Origin of the sequence: Sphingobacterium sp. Mn56C, assembly GCF_049319645.1 — a bacterium.
Taxonomy (GTDB): domain Bacteria; phylum Bacteroidota; class Bacteroidia; order Sphingobacteriales; family Sphingobacteriaceae; genus Sphingobacterium.
In genome coordinates this window covers 1079023-1096831 of record NZ_JBMOUC010000001.1, presented here as the reverse complement: position 1 = coordinate 1096831, position 17809 = coordinate 1079023, and the positions used below count along the sequence as shown (strand labels likewise).

11 protein-coding genes are annotated in these 17809 nt (G+C 41.3%); 3 read left to right on the top strand and 8 right to left on the bottom strand.

The genetic code is table 11. The features are described from left to right. Positions 1-4: 4 nt before the first annotated feature. The 5 genes from ACL9RF_RS04645 to ACL9RF_RS04625 are packed head-to-tail and all read right to left on the bottom strand — an operon-like array spanning position 5 to position 9563. Positions 5-2035 carry an alpha-galactosidase gene (locus ACL9RF_RS04645; RefSeq protein ID WP_422799425.1) on the bottom strand — a complete coding sequence of 677 codons (2031 nt, stop codon included), beginning with the start codon at positions 2033-2035 and terminating at the stop codon, positions 5-7. Between the two features lie 13 nt (positions 2036-2048). Further along, positions 2049-3233, bottom strand: coding sequence for a DUF4998 domain-containing protein (locus ACL9RF_RS04640; RefSeq protein WP_422799424.1), 1185 nt, complete (start codon positions 3231-3233; stop codon positions 2049-2051). 18 nt (positions 3234-3251) lie between these two features. Then, complete coding sequence (locus ACL9RF_RS04635) at positions 3252-4445, bottom strand: DUF5000 domain-containing lipoprotein (RefSeq protein WP_422799423.1); 1194 nt, start codon at positions 4443-4445, stop codon at positions 3252-3254. Between the two features lie 28 nt (positions 4446-4473). Next, positions 4474-6372, bottom strand: a complete 1899-nt coding sequence (locus ACL9RF_RS04630) for a RagB/SusD family nutrient uptake outer membrane protein (RefSeq protein WP_422799422.1) — start codon at positions 6370-6372, stop codon at positions 4474-4476. 14 nt (positions 6373-6386) lie between these two features. Continuing rightward, positions 6387-9563 carry a SusC/RagA family TonB-linked outer membrane protein gene (locus ACL9RF_RS04625; RefSeq protein ID WP_422799421.1) on the bottom strand — a complete coding sequence of 1059 codons (3177 nt, stop codon included), beginning with the start codon at positions 9561-9563 and terminating at the stop codon, positions 6387-6389. A gap of 241 nt (positions 9564-9804) precedes the next feature. Here ACL9RF_RS04625 and ACL9RF_RS04620 point away from each other — a divergent pair, with 241 nt between their 5' ends. Then, positions 9805-10365: a Crp/Fnr family transcriptional regulator gene (locus ACL9RF_RS04620; RefSeq protein WP_422799420.1), complete on the top strand. Its 561-nt coding sequence runs from the start codon at positions 9805-9807 to the stop codon at positions 10363-10365. 85 nt (positions 10366-10450) lie between these two features. Next, positions 10451-11641, top strand: coding sequence for a calcium:proton antiporter (locus ACL9RF_RS04615; RefSeq protein WP_422799419.1), 1191 nt, complete (start codon positions 10451-10453; stop codon positions 11639-11641). Here ACL9RF_RS04615 and ACL9RF_RS04610 read toward each other — a convergent pair. From ACL9RF_RS04610 to ACL9RF_RS04600, 3 genes are all read right to left on the bottom strand, one after another. Beyond that, positions 11631-13643 (bottom strand): hypothetical protein, encoded by a 2013-nt coding sequence (locus ACL9RF_RS04610; RefSeq protein ID WP_422799418.1) that lies wholly within the window; start codon positions 13641-13643, stop codon positions 11631-11633. The genes ACL9RF_RS04615 and ACL9RF_RS04610 overlap by 11 nt on opposite strands. Before the next feature lie 101 nt (positions 13644-13744). After that, on the bottom strand, positions 13745-14701 hold the full coding sequence (trxB, locus tag ACL9RF_RS04605; protein WP_422799417.1) for a thioredoxin-disulfide reductase: 957 nt from the start codon (positions 14699-14701) through the stop codon (positions 13745-13747). A gap of 15 nt (positions 14702-14716) precedes the next feature. Beyond that, positions 14717-15685, bottom strand: coding sequence for an exonuclease domain-containing protein (locus tag ACL9RF_RS04600; RefSeq protein ID WP_422799416.1), 969 nt, complete (start codon positions 15683-15685; stop codon positions 14717-14719). Between the two features lie 287 nt (positions 15686-15972). Between ACL9RF_RS04600 and ACL9RF_RS04595 the strand changes: the two genes are divergently transcribed. Continuing rightward, on the top strand, positions 15973-17751 hold the full coding sequence (locus tag ACL9RF_RS04595) for an AMP-dependent synthetase/ligase (RefSeq protein ID WP_422799415.1): 1779 nt from the start codon (positions 15973-15975) through the stop codon (positions 17749-17751). The last annotated feature ends 58 nt before the right edge of the window (positions 17752-17809 follow it).

Genomic DNA, 17809 nt, shown 5'->3' with positions numbered 1-17809 from the left:
CTAATTAAAGGTCAATACGGAACAATTTGGCACCAGCCTCTTTGAAATGTACCGTACCTGTTGGTTGTAAATTTACCTGTTCTTTTGTAAATAACTCTTTAGCCTGGTAAGTTTTATTTCCTTCTAGGCTAAAGTCCTTAAGGTTCAGCGATAAGTTTGTTGCTTCATTCTTAAAGTTAAACGCCGCAATATAAACACTATTACCCACTTTTTTCACATACGTATCGTTTGCCGCTTTACCAGAAGCAAAACCAACCGGTATAAAGCTACGGCCATCATTTACGACATTCAGCAATTCTTTATCCTGTAAGTACACATTAATCTGCTGTTGCCATCCTTCTTTTTTAGAAAAATCATCCCCAAGAATAATTGTACCCGTTACTAATCCAGACAACAAACGAGCCTTATTTACCTCCGGTCCTTCGCCCGTAAAAACCAAGTGATCAGCATCGATAAACTCATAAATATGCGTCTGCCACCAGCCATAACTTACCGAGTTCAACGTATATTGAGTTTGGTCGATAGTATGCCAAGCATCGCAGGCAATTCTACGCATATGCGCAAAAGGCGCCGTTGCTAAAGAAGGAGATATTGCAGCATAAATTAACATCTGACCATCCAAAACATCCACCAAATGTTTCATACCCACGGAATATGCCTGCATACCCGTTGTAACCTTAGGATCTGAAAAACCTGTAGACTCAATGGCGGCGTGCGATAAGAAATCTATCTTTATCATCTCGAAACCACATTCCTTAAGTTTTCCTAAGATATAATCCATACGCTTCTGCGTACCCGGGTGCGTAGGATCCAAAGCGCGGCCACCATCCAGATCGTGGTACCCCTTAGCCGTTTTAGTCCACATTTCGCCGAAGGTATAGTTGCTACCCTCCGCTTTACGATTCGGACCACTGCCATGCCCCCAGTCAGTAAAAGGCGCCCAATACGCTCCAGGTTTCAAGCCTAAATCCTTACAATATTTAACAAATTCTTTCAATTTTGTATAGTCGCCAGACATACCACCCGGCACCATATTATCCCAAAAAGAATCCAAGTCAATATACGCATCCCCCTGCTGATTGCGGAAATGCGGAATCTGCTTAGCAAAATAATCGGCAGTACCGGTAGCATTTTCAAAGGATAACTTCTCTTGAATAACCCCCCAGCTGTTCCAGCCGATAGGCGTTCCTTTATCCCATTTTTTAAGGTAAGCCGGGAACAGCGTATTATGCGTTTTCGCAAATACATCCATACCCTTACGCCAATCGTTCTGTAAGCCGACGAAAAACAAAGGAGATTTCAACTGGTCGCCCTTAACAAAGCCATGCCCCATAGAATCGCGTGTGATAGTAACATCCACAAAACCCGCCTGCGCCTCTAAGAAATTATAACTTTTAGCATCCCCTTGGATATGTATACCCGATTTCCAGGTCGACTGATCCAAAGAACCTAAAATCAAACCCCTATTCGAATGCTTATCGTACACTACCCCTACTTCGGCGCTCACCTTATTTGAAGTACTAAGGGACTCATTTTCATAGGATATAAAAGTGTCGTTATCCCATGGCATAGCAATTTGGTGTAAAGCACTGCCCAACTGTCCAGTTTGATTTTTAGCCTGCAACGGCACCATCTTATTCGACGACAATGCTTTACCATTAACCTCCACCTGAACCAAAACAAAATCTTGATTATCATAAAGGTAAAAATGCTGCTTAATCTCCTTTCCGTTTTTTGTTTTACCCGTAAAGGTATACTGTTTCCCTTTCCCTAAAGCGTCATTAATAGCTTTTTCTGCCGTCAATCTTTTACCGATAATTTCGGCAGAACTCACGGTTGAGCCATCCGCCAAAGCCACATAAGAAATAGCGTCTTTAACAAAAACATCTTTATTTTTAGAAATGGAATAACTACCCGATTGGCTGTTATACTCCAATACCAGATGCTTGTTTGACATCGTTTTCTTTTGTGCCTGGCTAAGCGAAATTCCGCCTAAGACCAACAGTAAAGTAATACTTAATTTTGTGCGATTCATTGTTTTTTGTTTGTTATTGTAAGGTTATTTTAAACTCCTTAATCTTTACATACTCATACTCGTTCACCATATTGAGTAAAAGACCGAAGTTATAATCTGTTTTTTGTTTTATTTCAAAATTTAATCCTTCCGAATTTTTCAGCTCATTATACGCTTTTGCCTGACTTATATTCGCTAGGTCAGGGATCCCCGCTTTACTGCCCAATACAAGGTACACGCTCGAATTGTTGTTGTAGCCAGTCTCAGGATCGGTTGTAACCGTATACTTCCCAGGCCAAAACGTTGCCTGTTGTTCGGTTTTACCATTTTTAATCAGCTGTGCGCCTCCCCATCCTGTTTCCCATTGCATCACGGCATCACCATTTTCATAACCACCATAGCCACCATTTTGATTTTTAGCAGCAGTATTCGTCTGCCAATACTCCAACGTTCCCCAGCGCTCGCCACTAAAACTTCCCGGAGAAAATGGCTTTTTAAAATTTTGTAAGTACCAAGCAGTGATATCACCCTTCGGGCGAATTTTTTTCGGTGTCCCTACGACAAAGGTATCAATTGCAAGGGCATCTGGTTTGTAACATGTTTGGTATGTAATATCCCCCTCCAAGTTGTAATCGGCAATTTTTGTCTTTTCATCGAGTGCTTTTGTCACGATCACCTTATCCGTTACAGCCCCTGATTTGGAGTTATACGTAAAATGTATACAAGGAACCCCCATATACGTAGATACATTCTGCCAATCCAACTCCACATTTTGGCCGGCCACAAAGCTATACCCTAAAAGCTGCCTATCCACAAGCCCCGCGCGGTACCTGTCGCCATATACATTGCCTGTAATAAACGTAGGGATAGAGAAATTACCTTTATCATCAAGGCTACGAACCTCAAAGTTTATCGGCCCTTCCGGCAAGTTGTTAATTTGTTTTTTTAGGGAGTCGATATTCGAAGTTAAAGTTACCGGAAAAGTAATTGAATCCTTTTTGTTATTCCAGTAAACACGCACCGCAGAAACACCCCTGTTTACGGAAAAGAACCCTTCCAACTGCACCCTATATTTACCCGAGCGCAGCACAATAGAATCCATTTTTGCCGGATATACAATTTCCTTACCATCAAAAGATTTGGTAAAGTCGTTCATTTTACTGCAGGACCCCATAAGTGAAAGCCCTGCTAATGGTAACAATATATGTTTAAAATTCATGATTTTTCGATTAAATGATTAATAGATTCCCCACACCTGCAATTGGGCCATCTGAATAAAGTAGCTACCTCTCCAATTACGTAAGTTACGCACACGTAAGTACTTGTATTTAGGTGCATTACTTGGAACGTCGAAAGACCAGCCGGCACGACCATAATCCTCATCCGCCCCCGTATTAGTTCCCGACGGTGTACCCGACGGTTTACGTACCGTGTAAGTACCTAGCAGATCCCAACTTTCCCAGGAACCATCTTCTTTCGGGTTGTTGCTACCCCAAACTTCAAAATCACGAATATTACCCTTATCGTAGAAGCCAGCCTCGCGGCGTGGGAAAATAACCACACGGCTAATTTGCGCTTCTTTTCCTAACGAAAAGGTCAAGGAAACCGGAGCGCCAGCACTTTCCACCGTATACAGACTAGGCCAACGGTTTGGATCCATGTTACCGTCAAAAATCATTTGCATATTCGTACCATACTGATACTGCGCATCGCCAGGATAATTTAATGGAATAAACTGCTGTCTATCTAACAAATTCTCCTCAAAAGGTGTGATGGTTTTGAATAAGGTATCCGATTTATTCAACCAACGATCGCGCACATAAAAGGCAAAATTCAGCGGCTTAGGTTTAAAGCCACGTACATTGCTAACAATAACCGAGTCGCTGGTAAAAACAGACTCTAATGGCACATAATCACCATTTCCCAAGGAGTCTACCAAAGGAACAATCACTACATTACCTTTATTCTCGTTCACCGAATTTATGCGTACACCACCAAAAGTCGCCGATGCCTCCAACTCCTTAAAAACAAGCTGGTAAATCGGGGTTGTAGGCTTTACAGTAACCGTTATCGGATCCGAACTGACTTCCGACTTACTAACCGTATACAAGGTAATATCCTGCGGTGAAGTATCCGCAAAACCATCAATTGTAATTTGGGTATTGTACTGCGACGATTTTACCGAGCGCACCTGCCCCGACGCCATGGTATACTCGGCCTTGACATAAAGGACCTCCACATTATCCGGGAGATCATATTTTATTAACGCTTTTCCAGGGCCATTAACCACCGAAACATTCGATAATACACCCGGTTTGGTGCCATCATTTTCAATTAATGTCCAGCCCTTATCCGCTTTACAGCTCCACAATATACTGGATACACATCCTAAAAGTAAAGCCGATTTTATAGTATGTTTAAAATTTTTCATGAATTTGGAAATTAAAGTTAAAAAACGATTACCATCCTGGATTTTGCACCAAATTAGGATTCGTCAATAAATTACCTTCGGCAATAGGCCACAGATAGTCACGCGGCGCTATAAACCTCTGCGAGAAAAACGTCTGTTCCTTATAAAACAATTCAGGACGATTTTTATCCTGGTTACGATCCCAACCGGTAATATTTTTATTTAATTCCACTGCCGCCAGTTTCCAACGGCGAAGATCCCAGAAACGCGCGCCCTCAAAAGACATTTCAATATTCCTTTCACGCTGAATAATATCACGTAAACCTTGTTTCGAGTTTGGTTTATCCGGATTTTTAGAATACGACGCCCAGCTTTCCTTAACCCCCTTTAAACCCGCCCTGGCGCGAACCAAGTCTACATATTTAAACACATCCGCTGTAGGACCTTCAGCCTCATTTAAAGCCTCTGCATACATCAAATACAAATCCGCTAAACGCAGCATTGGCCAAGGATACTCCTCTATATGGCTACTGTTTCCATCTTTAAATGCAAATTTCCAGTTGACCAACTTTTTCGGATAATACGTCGTAATCGGAATAGAAAAACCCGAGCCAAAACTTCCCAAACGCAATTCTGTTGTCCAGGTGTTTTCATCGCTACGTGTAGGGCTATTTTCCATGTACCAAATACCACCATCGAAACCCACATTGGCATAAAAACGGTTTTCACGATCAAAGTGCAAACGTGCTGTCTGGTAATTCGGAATATTGTTAAAACGCTCTGCTTGCGTGCCCGCACGAAGTTGCGACTTATTGGTAAAGTCAAGTGTTTTATCCTCATCCATAGGTACCCCATTTCGCGTATAAAACTGTTCAATAATTTTAATCGTAGGTGCCAACACCCCATGTACCCCATTATTGCCCGCATGGTTGGGGTCAATATGTGCCATAGAAGAATACTGCAACTGCCAGGTTCTAGAATTCGAGTTGCCCCAGATAATCTCACTGTTCCATTTTTCCGTAACCGCATTACGGATACTCATTTGCGTAATAGTAGTATCCGATAATTTAAAAGTAGGACTTATAAATTTAAACAGCTGCACACCCAACGATTCGTTAGCATCGATAGCAGCCTTGGCAGCTTTTGCTGCTAAAGTCCATTTCTCCTGCGAGAAAGTCTGGTTAAAAAACGGCTTACCATCCTTACTTAAAAATCCAGCAAAGTCGGTATTGCCATTAAACAAAGGACTTGCAGCATACAACAATATTTTGGCCTTAATACCCAAGGCTATAGGCTTGGTAATACGGCCTAAATCCGTTACCGGCGATTGCACCGCATTCGGTAACTTATCAATAGCCTCGTCTAAGATATTTACGATATAATTAACGACATCATCCACCGGTAGCTGATGAGGTTTGGCCTCATTAATATCAATATCCACCGGAAAATTAGTATCCAAAATAGGAATAGGTCCGTATTGACGCATCAGCATAAAATGATAATATGCTTTTAAAAATAGCACCTCACCTTCCCAAGCTTTACGCTCGTCGGGCATTAAGTCGCGCACCTTTGTTAAGTCGCGAATATTTTCTAAGAAGATATTACAGTCGCGGATAGCCCTATACATCGAGTTATCCCAGTAATTACCATACACCCAGTTTGCAGATTGGTTACCCCGAGCTACGGCCCAGTTATAGCCATTTATACTTACGGTAGGCAAATCTAACCAAAACTCGTCGCCACCAAGGAAAGCGATATTCTGCGTCGGATCGCCGTCGTTAGGGAGATAGTGGTAACAAGTTGCTAAATATTTTATCGCTTCACTACGCATAGTAAAAGCATTATCAACGGTAGCCACATTATCAGGCACCACATCTAAAAAGTTACACGATTGCATAGACAATGCACCCGCAAAAATTAATATTTTAAGTTTAGAATATTTTTTCATGAATAAGCCCTCCGTTAAAAACCAACATTAATACCAATATTGTATACCGCTTGAATAGGGTAACCAATACCTTCACCACCCATTTCTGGATCCCACATTTTAAATTTACTCCATACGCCCAAGTTTAAACCATTGGCATAGATACGTAAATTCGAAATGCGCATGCGTTCCAATTTTTTTGCAGGCACATTGTACCCCAATTCAACAGATTTAAGGCGTAAGAAAGCCCCGTTACGCATCCACCACGTAGAAGTCTGGCCATTGTTGTTATTATAACCGTCGGTTAAACGCGGCCACATCGCACGGATATCCTGATTATCTTCAGACCAGTAGCTTTGCGCAATTTCTTTTAACAATCCATTTTGTGAACCCGCATATTTAGGGTCCGGATTAAATGCAAATGGTGTAACATTCTTAGGGTCGATAAAGAAAGACGAACGTGCTGACCCCTGGAAGAACGCAGATAAGTCTACATTTTTATAGCCTACAGTAAAACCACCACCATAAATAATTTCCGGCACAGTAGGGAAACCAATAGGCATCACATCTAAAGAACTAATTTTGCCATCACCATTAAAATCACGGTACTTAATATCGCCACCTAAAGCAGGGAAAAGATCGCCAAAGTTTTGTGTTGGTGAGTTTGCCGCTTCCACATCGTCGACAAATAAACGTTCTGCAACATAACCGTAAACCTGGTTGATGGACTTGCCGATACGGCTAAGGTATTTTAAATCGGCAGGGTAATCGGGCTCCTCGTTATGGACAACCTTACTTCTAGCATAAGTCATATTGGCACGTAATTGTGTCCACCAGTCGCTGTTAAAAGTCTTGTTGTAATCCAATGCTAAATCGAAACCACGCGTATTGGCTTTACCCATATTCGCTTGCACCGTATTTTGGAAACCAGCAGTAGAAGGAATATTTGAACGGCCCATTAAAATTCTACTGGTATTGTTGTTATACACATCCAAGACTGCGCCAAAACCATTTTTTAAGTTAAGATCAAAACCCACATTAATAGTTTTGGTAACCTGCCAGGTTATATTATTGTTGGCATAACGGCTGATAGAATACCCCGGGCGAGAGAATGCCCAGTTGCTACCCCAAGAGTAGCCATAACCTCCGTCATTCGGATTTACCTGCGAAAGGTAGAAAAAACGATCCCATTCATTACCGATCTGATCATTACCTACCAAACCAAATGTTCCTCTAATTTTCAACCTAGAAACCACAGGTAAAATAAAATCAAAAGCCTTCTCCTCATGTACATTCCATCCCAAACCAAAGGAAGGGAAGAAACCAAAGCGTTCATGTTTTGAAAAGCGCTCCGAACCATTATAACCGAAGTTTACCTCTGCCAAGTATTTATTACGGAACGCGTAGGTTGCTCTACCCGACAGGCCTATATTACGTGCAGGAAGGGCATCTTGTAAATTACCTCCTTTGGTGGTAATAAAATTACGCATAATACCGATCAACATACCCGTAATTTCATGATCTGTACCGATCGTGGTATTGTAATTTACCGACATCTCTCCATATAAAGTTGAATTTGACTCGCGGTTACCTGGAGAGTAATTTAAATATTCTGTACCATTGTTTTCATTTAACAGGTTTAGCACCTTCATATCCGTTCCCGGTAAAGCCGAGTAATTGTAGAAAAACGGACTAAAGTTTCTGCGGAGGTCAAAGTGCGCATAACGCTGTGTGTAGGCCATTAAACGCGCCGATAAACCCTTCGTTAAGAAGTCGAAATTCTGCTTTAATTCTACCTGAACATTTACATTCGACGTACTGTATTCCTGGAAGCCCGACACCATCTGTGCATACGGGTTATTATAAAAATTACGGGTTCTAGGAATATAATCATTACCAAACATCGGGTGTGTTTTCAGCGGATTCATCGAAGACGGATAGATTGCAGGGAACATAACCGGGTTGGACCAGATCGCACGTTTAAATACTTCGCCACCCCCATCAATAGGGCCTCTGTAATCGTCAAACTGTGCATAAGTACGCACGATACCAATTGTAGAAGGCGTAATATTTAACGTAACATTGGAACGTAAGGAGTAATTTTTAAGGTCGATATTATTGTCGAAGTTATTGCTTTTCTCCGAGCGTAATATACCACGATCCGAATTAAAGGTACCGGCAATATAGTACTGCGCCAGATTGCCCCCGCCCGATACGTTAAAGTTTAACCTTTGGTTTCGGGTAAAGTCCTTAATTAAATTATGAATCCAGTTATTGCTGGGGTATAAATACGGGTCGTCACCTCTTTCCGTATGCTCAATCTTATTGGGCGAATAGGGTAACGTTCCCTCCGGGTTACGTGTTAAAACAGCCTCATTGGCCATGTTCATATAGGTAATATTATCCGCAAATTTAAAGTTACGTGTGTTACTAGAGATCGAGTTTTCATAACGAACATTAAACTTAGCCTTACTAATAGCACCAGATTTGGTGAGAACCAAGACCACACCATTGGCACCACGCGCACCGTATAAAGCCGCTGCTGCTGCATCTTTTAATACGGAAAACCCGGAAATATCATCCGGCTGTAAACGCGCAAGGTCGGTATTGCTAGACTCAATACCGTCGATAAGAATTAAAGGATCTACCTTACCCGCACCAAATGATCCTACTCCGCGGATAAAAAACGAAGCATTATCCTTTCCAGGTTCTCCGCTACGCTGGTAGGCAATCATTCCCGATACACGGCCTGCCAACATCGATGTTAAGTTGGATGTTGGGCCCTTAAGTTCTTTAGGATTAATGGAAGTAATGGAAGCTACCATACTTGTTTTTCGTTGAGTACCGTAAGCTACAACGGTCACCTCCTCCACATTTTCACTGGTTGGTGATAGGTAAACCATCAGGCGACCCTCGGTTTCCAAGACCAGACTTTTTTTATCAAATCCTACCGAAGTAAACTCCAAGACATCCCCTTTTTGGACCTCTTTAAGTAGAAATAAACCCTGGCTATCCGTCCCTGTACGGGCGGTACGCCCCTTTACCGAGATGGTAACATTAGGAATAGGGAGTTGGCTGACGCTGTCTAGCACCTGCCCTTTTAAATCGAAAGATTTAGTCTGGGCTTCAGCTACAAAAGTGAGACTAAAAAGACATAGCAACAGGCCTATAACTTTCCAGCTTCTTTGTAAAAAATAATCGCAAACATGCATAAAGATTTTGGTTTTAAATTTTGGTTATAACATTTAAGCGTATATAGAATAGCCCTCTATTCTATTCTATACCATACGCAAATATAAACTACTTTTTTCTATATCAAAATATTTTTTAGACTATCTATAACAATAAAACAAAGGCTTGCGTTTAAGGAAAAAATATTAAATAATTTAGTATTTTTGAATGCTTACCCAGGTATAGTACCCTATATTAAAGCAAGCCTAAAACAAGCAGGGAATGACACTTGAATCGATTATTAATAAGATATACAATATACCGTTATCATCCAGATCTTTATTAGCAGAACATATAGAGGAGATGAGCTTAACGAAAGGTAAAATATTACTAAAAGCAAATAAAGTTGAACACGCTATTTACTTAATAAAATCGGGTATTGTGCGGGCCTACTCGGATCATGAGGATGGAGAGATTACCTTTTGGTTTGGTGAAGAAGGAGAAGCCATTCTTTCCATGAAAAGCTACGTACAGAATGCCCGTAGTTATGAAAATATTGAGTTACTCGAAGATTGTGTTTTATACAAAATCAGTATCCATACGTTAACACAGTTTTACGAAAAAGATATTCATATAGCCAATTGGGGGCGCAAACTGGCCGAAAACGAGCTGCTGAAGGTAGAAGAACGCCTAATTTCCAGGGAGCTCTTATCGGCCAAACAACGTTATGATAAATTACTGGAGCAGCAGCCATCTTTATTAAAGCGAGTACCCTTAAAGCACATTGCTTCGTATTTAGGTATCACACCTGTAAGCTTAAGTAGAATACGGAAGGAAAGATAAAACAATTACTTATCTTAGGATAAGTGTGGGGCATGATGTTGTGGTTAGTTTTGTACAGTTTTTAAATCCTAAAACAAATTTAAATATGACACATAAACAAGTAACAACCGAAACCCTTGTGGATACCATCTTCCCGGTAAAAACCCGAATCCGGCTGGCTTTAGTATGGGCGGTCGTACTGGCATTTTACTTATGGGGAAATAATTTTTTAGGCGCTAATTTAAATCTACTTACTGCGGCAGTATTATTCGGCCTCCTGCTATTTACCATAATTGCAGCTGCATTTGGTGTCGTAAAGGAAGCCGATGAGCTGGCTCATAAATTAGGTGAACCCTACGGCACATTAATCCTTACCCTTTCCATCGTTTCCATTGAAGTTATATTGATTGCCGCCGTAATGTTAGGACCAGGTGAAATGGCTACTATTGGTAAGGATTCTATATTTTCAGTTATGATGATAATACTCAACCTCGTCATGGGAATATGTCTCCTTGCCGGCGGATTAAAATATGGTGATCAGGCCTATAATGCACAAGGTACACTCACCTATATGGCTATGATAATTATGTTGGGCGGTATTGCATTAATGTTACCAAATTTTGTCCAAGGAGCAGGCAACGGTATTTTCACCAGCACACAGGCGGTATTTATTGCGGGATCTGTGGTTGTCCTGTATGCCTTCTTTCTATTCTTTCAAACCACAAAATATAGTTATTTATTTATACAACCGAAATCAGGTGCTATGGAAATTAGCTATGCAGAGCGGTTGGCAGACTTAAAAAATGTGCGCAACAGTAAGCAGCTTAGGCATGCGGGGCAAAAGAAAGAAATCTGGTTACGCTCGCTCATACTCGTCGCTATGATATTGCCTATTGTGCTGCTGTCACACAACATGGCGGTTGTGGTCGACTATGGTATCGCGACAGCCCAACTGCCGCTACAGTTAGGGGGTATTATTATTGCGGTTATTGTATTCACGCCTGAATCTATGACTGCAGTTAAAGCAACCTTAAACAATGAATTACAGCGCACTATAAACCTAAGCCATGGTGCTTTTGTATCCACAGTAGGATTAACAGTGCCTGCAGTGTTGGCAATTGGTTTGATTTCCGGAAAGACGGTGCAATTGGGCCTATCGCCAACGGAAACACTTTTATTTATGGTGACACTGGTGTTAAGCATGATAACCTTTATGGGCAAACGTACATCGCCTTTCCTGGGCATTATGCACCTGCTCCTATTTGTGTTGTTTATTGTACTGGTATTTAATCCTTAGGTGGAAAGAAAAAGGATTTAGGGTTGACTTTAAAATAGAGCCATACCGCTTTTGCCATGCGCCAAAATTCGGTAGCAGAGAGATTCCTCGAACGGAAAGCCAATAGCAAAGACAAGGAGAAGCTAACGGCAAAATTCATGAAACCAATTAAGCCAATCCCGACAATCCCCCACAGCCACATGTCAGTGGTAAGCTTGAAATTATGGCCATAACAGCCTAAAGCAAGATTACCACTGGCAAAGGTGATGTGGCGGATATCCAGATCTAAACCCAGAAATACGCCAATTGTAGCCGTAGATCCCATAAAAACACCAAACCAAATGTTTGATATAATGCCGGCCCATTTCCGTTCGTAAAACCCTGCGATACGATTTGTTCGTTCCTTGCCAAGTCGTTTTTTTAAGAAGGGATGCTCCTGTATACGGTAATACAAGACATGATACTTGTCGCGGTTGGCAACACTGCCTGCAATAATGCCTGACAAGAATAAAAATATACCGGCAATACCCGCGTGAAATAAAGCGGGTGAATCTACAGGACTTAAATCCTGAATTAACGTAAACCATTTTGCTGAGGCAATATTCACTTTGAATAGTTTATCAATACCCCATATTAGGAATAAACTTACTGGAAATGCCATAATTACATTACCAATAAATGCAATAAACTGCGAACGAAATAGACGTGCAAAGAAAACCGCAAAATTCCAATAGCGCTGTATAGCCGTATTTTCGCTGGCCGTAGTTTGCTGCTGCATGGCTTCCACCAAAGCCGAGGCCGTCATGGCGGGTTGTTTTGTAGCTAAGGTAGCGCCTACGAGATAAATGCTGGTGAAACCTACGGCATAATTAAAACTATAGAGCAGCGCATGTCCGAATGCACTGCTATGAACATTGCCCAGTAAAAGCTTAATAATGCATAAAGCGCCAACGATTATACCTCCCGCACATGCCGAGCGGAACATCTTCCAATATTCGGCGCGACTATTGGTTATATAATGCTCACCTGTTTGTGCAGTATGATGGGTAATTTCGTACGCAATGAGCTGTGTACTCTGTCCAATCAATCTGCGAATATTATTTTTACGGCAGTTATAGTCTATCAATTGAATGGCTAAATCGATAGTTTTTTTGTTCTTTTCCTTTTCAGATTCGATAATTAAAAAGGGTAGTAACTCTTTTATACGCTGCAACTGCTGCCGCATTCGTAAAAGTGTTTGGTTTACCTGTATAGAGATTCCAAACTTGTGGGAGTTTGAAAATGCCTGATCAATAAATTGCGCACATTGTTTGTGTAACACCAATAGCTGCTTATACTGCAAATCATCAGCCGACAGGTATTTTATTTCTCCCGCTAAAAAACGCTCATTAAGCTCGCCAAATTCACGACCTATGGCAATAAAAGGGCTATCAAAATTCTGAAACTCCGGAACCATCTTATTAATATCCGTTTCCATTGCCCTACCCGAAATGCGATGTAATAAGGTTTCAATACCGTACAAAACCTCTTTAATTTCAAATGGATTAGTTTTGTCGTATATATTATGGAACTGCAATAGCGTAAACAACCGGTAGCATTGCTCCTTAGGTATCAGCAGCAACCATTCGATATCCTTACGTACATAGAATACTTGATTTAATACATACTGCAACGTATTTTTTGGAGGCTGCTCGGGCAAAATGTTTGCTAACAGGCGTTTATGAATCTCACTCCGAAAATCGGCATACTTTATAATTCCAGCATCTGAAATAATCTGGTCAAAATCAAGGTCCCTAAGAAGGTTATGTACATAAAAGCTTAATATAACATTAGCCTCCTTATGCTGCTGTAGGAATTCGATAAGCGGTGTCAAATCCACTACGGCAGGCATATGCCTTCGCTTAGGTCTGAATATTGCGACCAATTGTATTAAAAAATCAATACATAAATCTTCCTTTTCCGTTAGCTGTAGCCGTTCGGCATATTTCTCAAACAATTGTTGAATTCGATGATAAGGCGTCAAATGAAAAATTATTAAGTAATAGCACACCCGTAAAAATGTGTATGTAGAACAAAAAAAGGGGGAAAATGTTTTCCCCCTTCGTATACTTTATGACCAGGCAGTTATTCGCCTTTACTAGCCAAATAGCGCTCCGCTTCCAGCGCCGCCATACAGCCTGTGCCTGCCGCAGTAATCGCCTGCCGATATACGTGATCCTGCACATCGCCACAAGCGAATACACCAGGGATGTTTGTTGCCGTCACATTAGGTTGGGTAATTAAGTAGCCCGTTTCATCCATATCCAATACCCCTTGGAACAATTCGGTATTCGGTTTATGACCAATGGCAACGAAAAAGCCGGTAACATCAATCACCTGAGATTCCTGCGATTTCGTATCGATCACTCTCACACCCGTCACCCCTTGACCATCACCCAAGATCTCTTCGGTTTCTGTGTTGAAATACACCACAATATTCGGCGTATTTAACACCCTATTTACCATAGCTTTGGAGGCACGAAACTCATCCCTACGGACGAACATATGCACGGTTTTACATAATTTAGCCAGGTAGGTAGCTTCCTCGGCAGCGGTATCTCCAGCCCCTACAATAGCCACGTCCTGACCTTTAAAGAAAAAGCCGTCACAAACGGCACATGCAGATACACCAAAACCATTATACTTCTCCTCCGATGGAAGGCCCAGCCATTTTGCCGTTGCACCCGTTGCAATAATTACGGTATCGGCAGTCACCGTCTTCACAGCATCGATTTCTACCGTGTGTACGCCCCCAGAGGTAGAAAAATCAACCTTTGTAACATAACCGAAGCGTACTTCTGTGCCGAAACGCTCGGCCTGAGCACGTAAATCCTCCATCATAACTGGGCCCGTGATACCGTTAGGATATCCAGGGAAGTTATCCACCTCTGTCGTCTGTGTTAATTGACCACCGGGAACAATACCGGTATAAACCACCGGTTTCAGATCTGCACGCGCCGCATAAATTGCTGCGGTATAACCTGCAGGTCCAGAACCAATTATTAAACACGCTAGGTGCTCTATTTCTTGTGTAGTATTCATCTAATATTTTGTAATTTACTTTTTGAATTTATCCTGCAATCCTTTTAACATATCTGTAGTAATAGGTTTTGCAGGTTCCGTTTTGTTTTTCATAACAGGCTTATTAACAGCACCACTACCCTGCTTAACCGAAACATCTTCTGTAGCTTCTTTTTGCTGGCTAGTTTTGTGCTCTTTCTTTAAGCTACGGTAGGCATTCCACTGTTCCTCGAGGATTTTTTTAGTATACCTGGGAAAGTCACCGTTTTGCATCCAAGCATAATAGCTAGGCTCCATATCAAAAACCTGAACAAGTTTACGGCCTTTGTGTTTTCCAAAATTAATGGTTACATCTCCCTCCTCATCATAAACAAGTCTGCCAGCAAAATCTGCTGGTTTACTTAAATTCGTGAATGTATGTAAAGCCTCTACGTCGTTTACTACCGGCTGAGAAATAACGCCGTGTTTATCTTCAAACTCCACATTTTCGTACTTGCTAAGCTGTGCCTTTAAAACCTCGTAGGTGGCACGAACATCGGCCTCCGCCTGATGGGCATTTTCTAAAGACTGGCCACAGTAAAACTTATAGGCTGCCTTTAGGGTACGTTGCTCCATTTGGTGGAATATATTTTGCACATCAATAAAAGAGCGACCATGTAGGGAGAAATCCACACCAGCGGCCAGAAATTCTTCCATCAACAAGGGAACATCAAATTTATTCGAGTTATATCCGGCCAGATCTGCATCCCCAATAAAAGCAGCAACCTCTGCGGCTAAGTGTTTAAAAGTCGGCAAATCCTTGACATCGTCATCGTAGATACCGTGAAAAATAGAAGATGCAGCAGGAATTGGCATTTCAGGATTAACCTTCTTTTGGTATACTAATTCCGTACCGTCGGGCATAATCTTTAAAATTGCAATCTCCACAATCTTATCTGTAGCTACATTTACCCCTGTTGTTTCCAGGTCAAAAAAAGCTAGCGGTCTTTTCAATTTCAATTCCATGGCCTAAAGATATGGCTAAATCTGTACATACAAAAATCCATTCCTTAATTCCTAAAATTTTTAAATATAAATGATAAATACCGCTAGTTTATCAAAAATAACTAGTATATTTTGACCGATATGGAATACAACAGGCAGTATTCTATGTGCAACCAAATATTACCTAATCTTTACTATTTTCTTACATTTGCAAACTTTATTTCGCCTGTAGCTGTATATGCATATGCAAGAGTACCTGTATTCTTTAGGATGCTGTACAGCTGGAATATCATTATAGTTTATCTTTTATGAATAACGAACAAACCTTACGATTATTTGACTTAGCCCGGCGGCAACAGGAATTATTTCCGGAGCTAGCTATGTTTTCCCATAAAGTTGACGGAGAATGGACCCCCATTTATGTTAATGAATTCTTAGAAACGGTAAATGCGCTATCTAAGGGTCTTATTGCACTGGGCGTGCAGCCCCAAGAAAAAGTAGCACTTATTGCAGACAGCAGTGTGGAATGGCATATTATGGACTTTGCTATTCAGCAGATTGGCGCCATTGTGGTGGCTATCTATCCCAATATTTCGGATAGCGACTACCAGTATATTTTTAATGATGCCGAAATTAAACTTTGTGTAACCCAAACCAAGAACCTTTATAACCGTATTTTAGGTCTGGAGAGTAATATCTACACCTTAAAATATGTTTTCTGTATGGATAAACAGGAGGATGTTCGGCATTGGGATGAGATTAAAGCCATTGGGGTTTCGGTGGCCGATACCCTTATCGCAGAACGCAGCGACCGTATATTGCCGACCGACTTGGCCACGTTGATCTATACCTCCGGTACTACAGGGAACCCTAAGGGAGTAATGCTATCGCATTCGAATATTATGTACAATGTAATGTCGGCTCGCGAAATTACACCCTTGCAGTCCTATAGTAGAGGTTTAACCTTTTTGCCACCCTGCCATGCCTACGAACGCATGGTGATATACACGTATCTCTATATTGGTATTACGGTATATATCGCCGAGGGATTGGATAAAATTGGCCAAAATATGGGGGAAGTAAAACCACATATCATGACCGCAGTACCTCGAATTCTGGAGAAGGTATACGAAAAGATTATGAAAAAAGGGCATGAACTACAAGGGACAAAACGTAAAATTTTCGACTGGGCGGTTGCTGTAGGTGAAAAGTATGACCCTAACCCGGAGAATCGTAGCTTTTCCTATGCGCTTAAACTTGCTGTTGCACGTAAACTGGTCTTAAATAAATGGTATCAAGCCTTAGGCGGAAAGCTCGTAACAGTGGCGTCGGGCTCTGCTTCCCTATCGCCCAAACTTGCCCGTGTATTATTGGCTGCAGGAATACCGATTTACGAAGGGTATGGACTAACCGAAGCTTCCCCTTTAATTGCTGTAAATCATTATATACAGGGTACCCGAATCGGTACTGTAGGGCCTCCTGTAAAGTATGTAGAGGTTAAACTCGCCGCCGACGGAGAGATTCTAGTTAAAGGGCCTAATGTGATGATGGGTTATTATAAAAACCCGGAAGAAACCGCAAAGACTATTCAGGATGGCTGGCTTTATACAGGTGATATAGGGGTATTGGAAGAGGGGCGCTTTATTCGTATTATAGATCGCAAAAAGGAGATGTTTAAGATTTCTGGCGGCAAATATGTCGTTCCTCAACCTATAGAAAAGAAAATTCTGGAATCCGATTTTATTGAACAGGTGATGGTTGTTGGCGACGGACAAAAATTTGCGTCTGCCTTTATTGTTCCGAATTACAATAATCTGCTCGACTGGGCAAAATCTAACCTGCCTGAGGTTAGCGCCATGCCGAGAGAAGAGTTTTTAAAGCAGGATGTAATCGTAAAAAAGGTAAATGCCGAAGTACGTAAGGCTAATCAACATTTTGGAAATTGGGAGCAGATTAAAAGACCCTATATCTTACGTAATGAGTTTACGATTGAAAACGATGAACTCACACCCACTTTAAAAATGAAGCGCAAGGTCATTTTATCGAAATATAAAAAGGAATTCGATGCCATATATGGCGAAGCGTAAGCTTCGTTTGTTACAATATGTTACCCTAAAAAAGAAAATCGTTAGTTTTTCTGCTGTT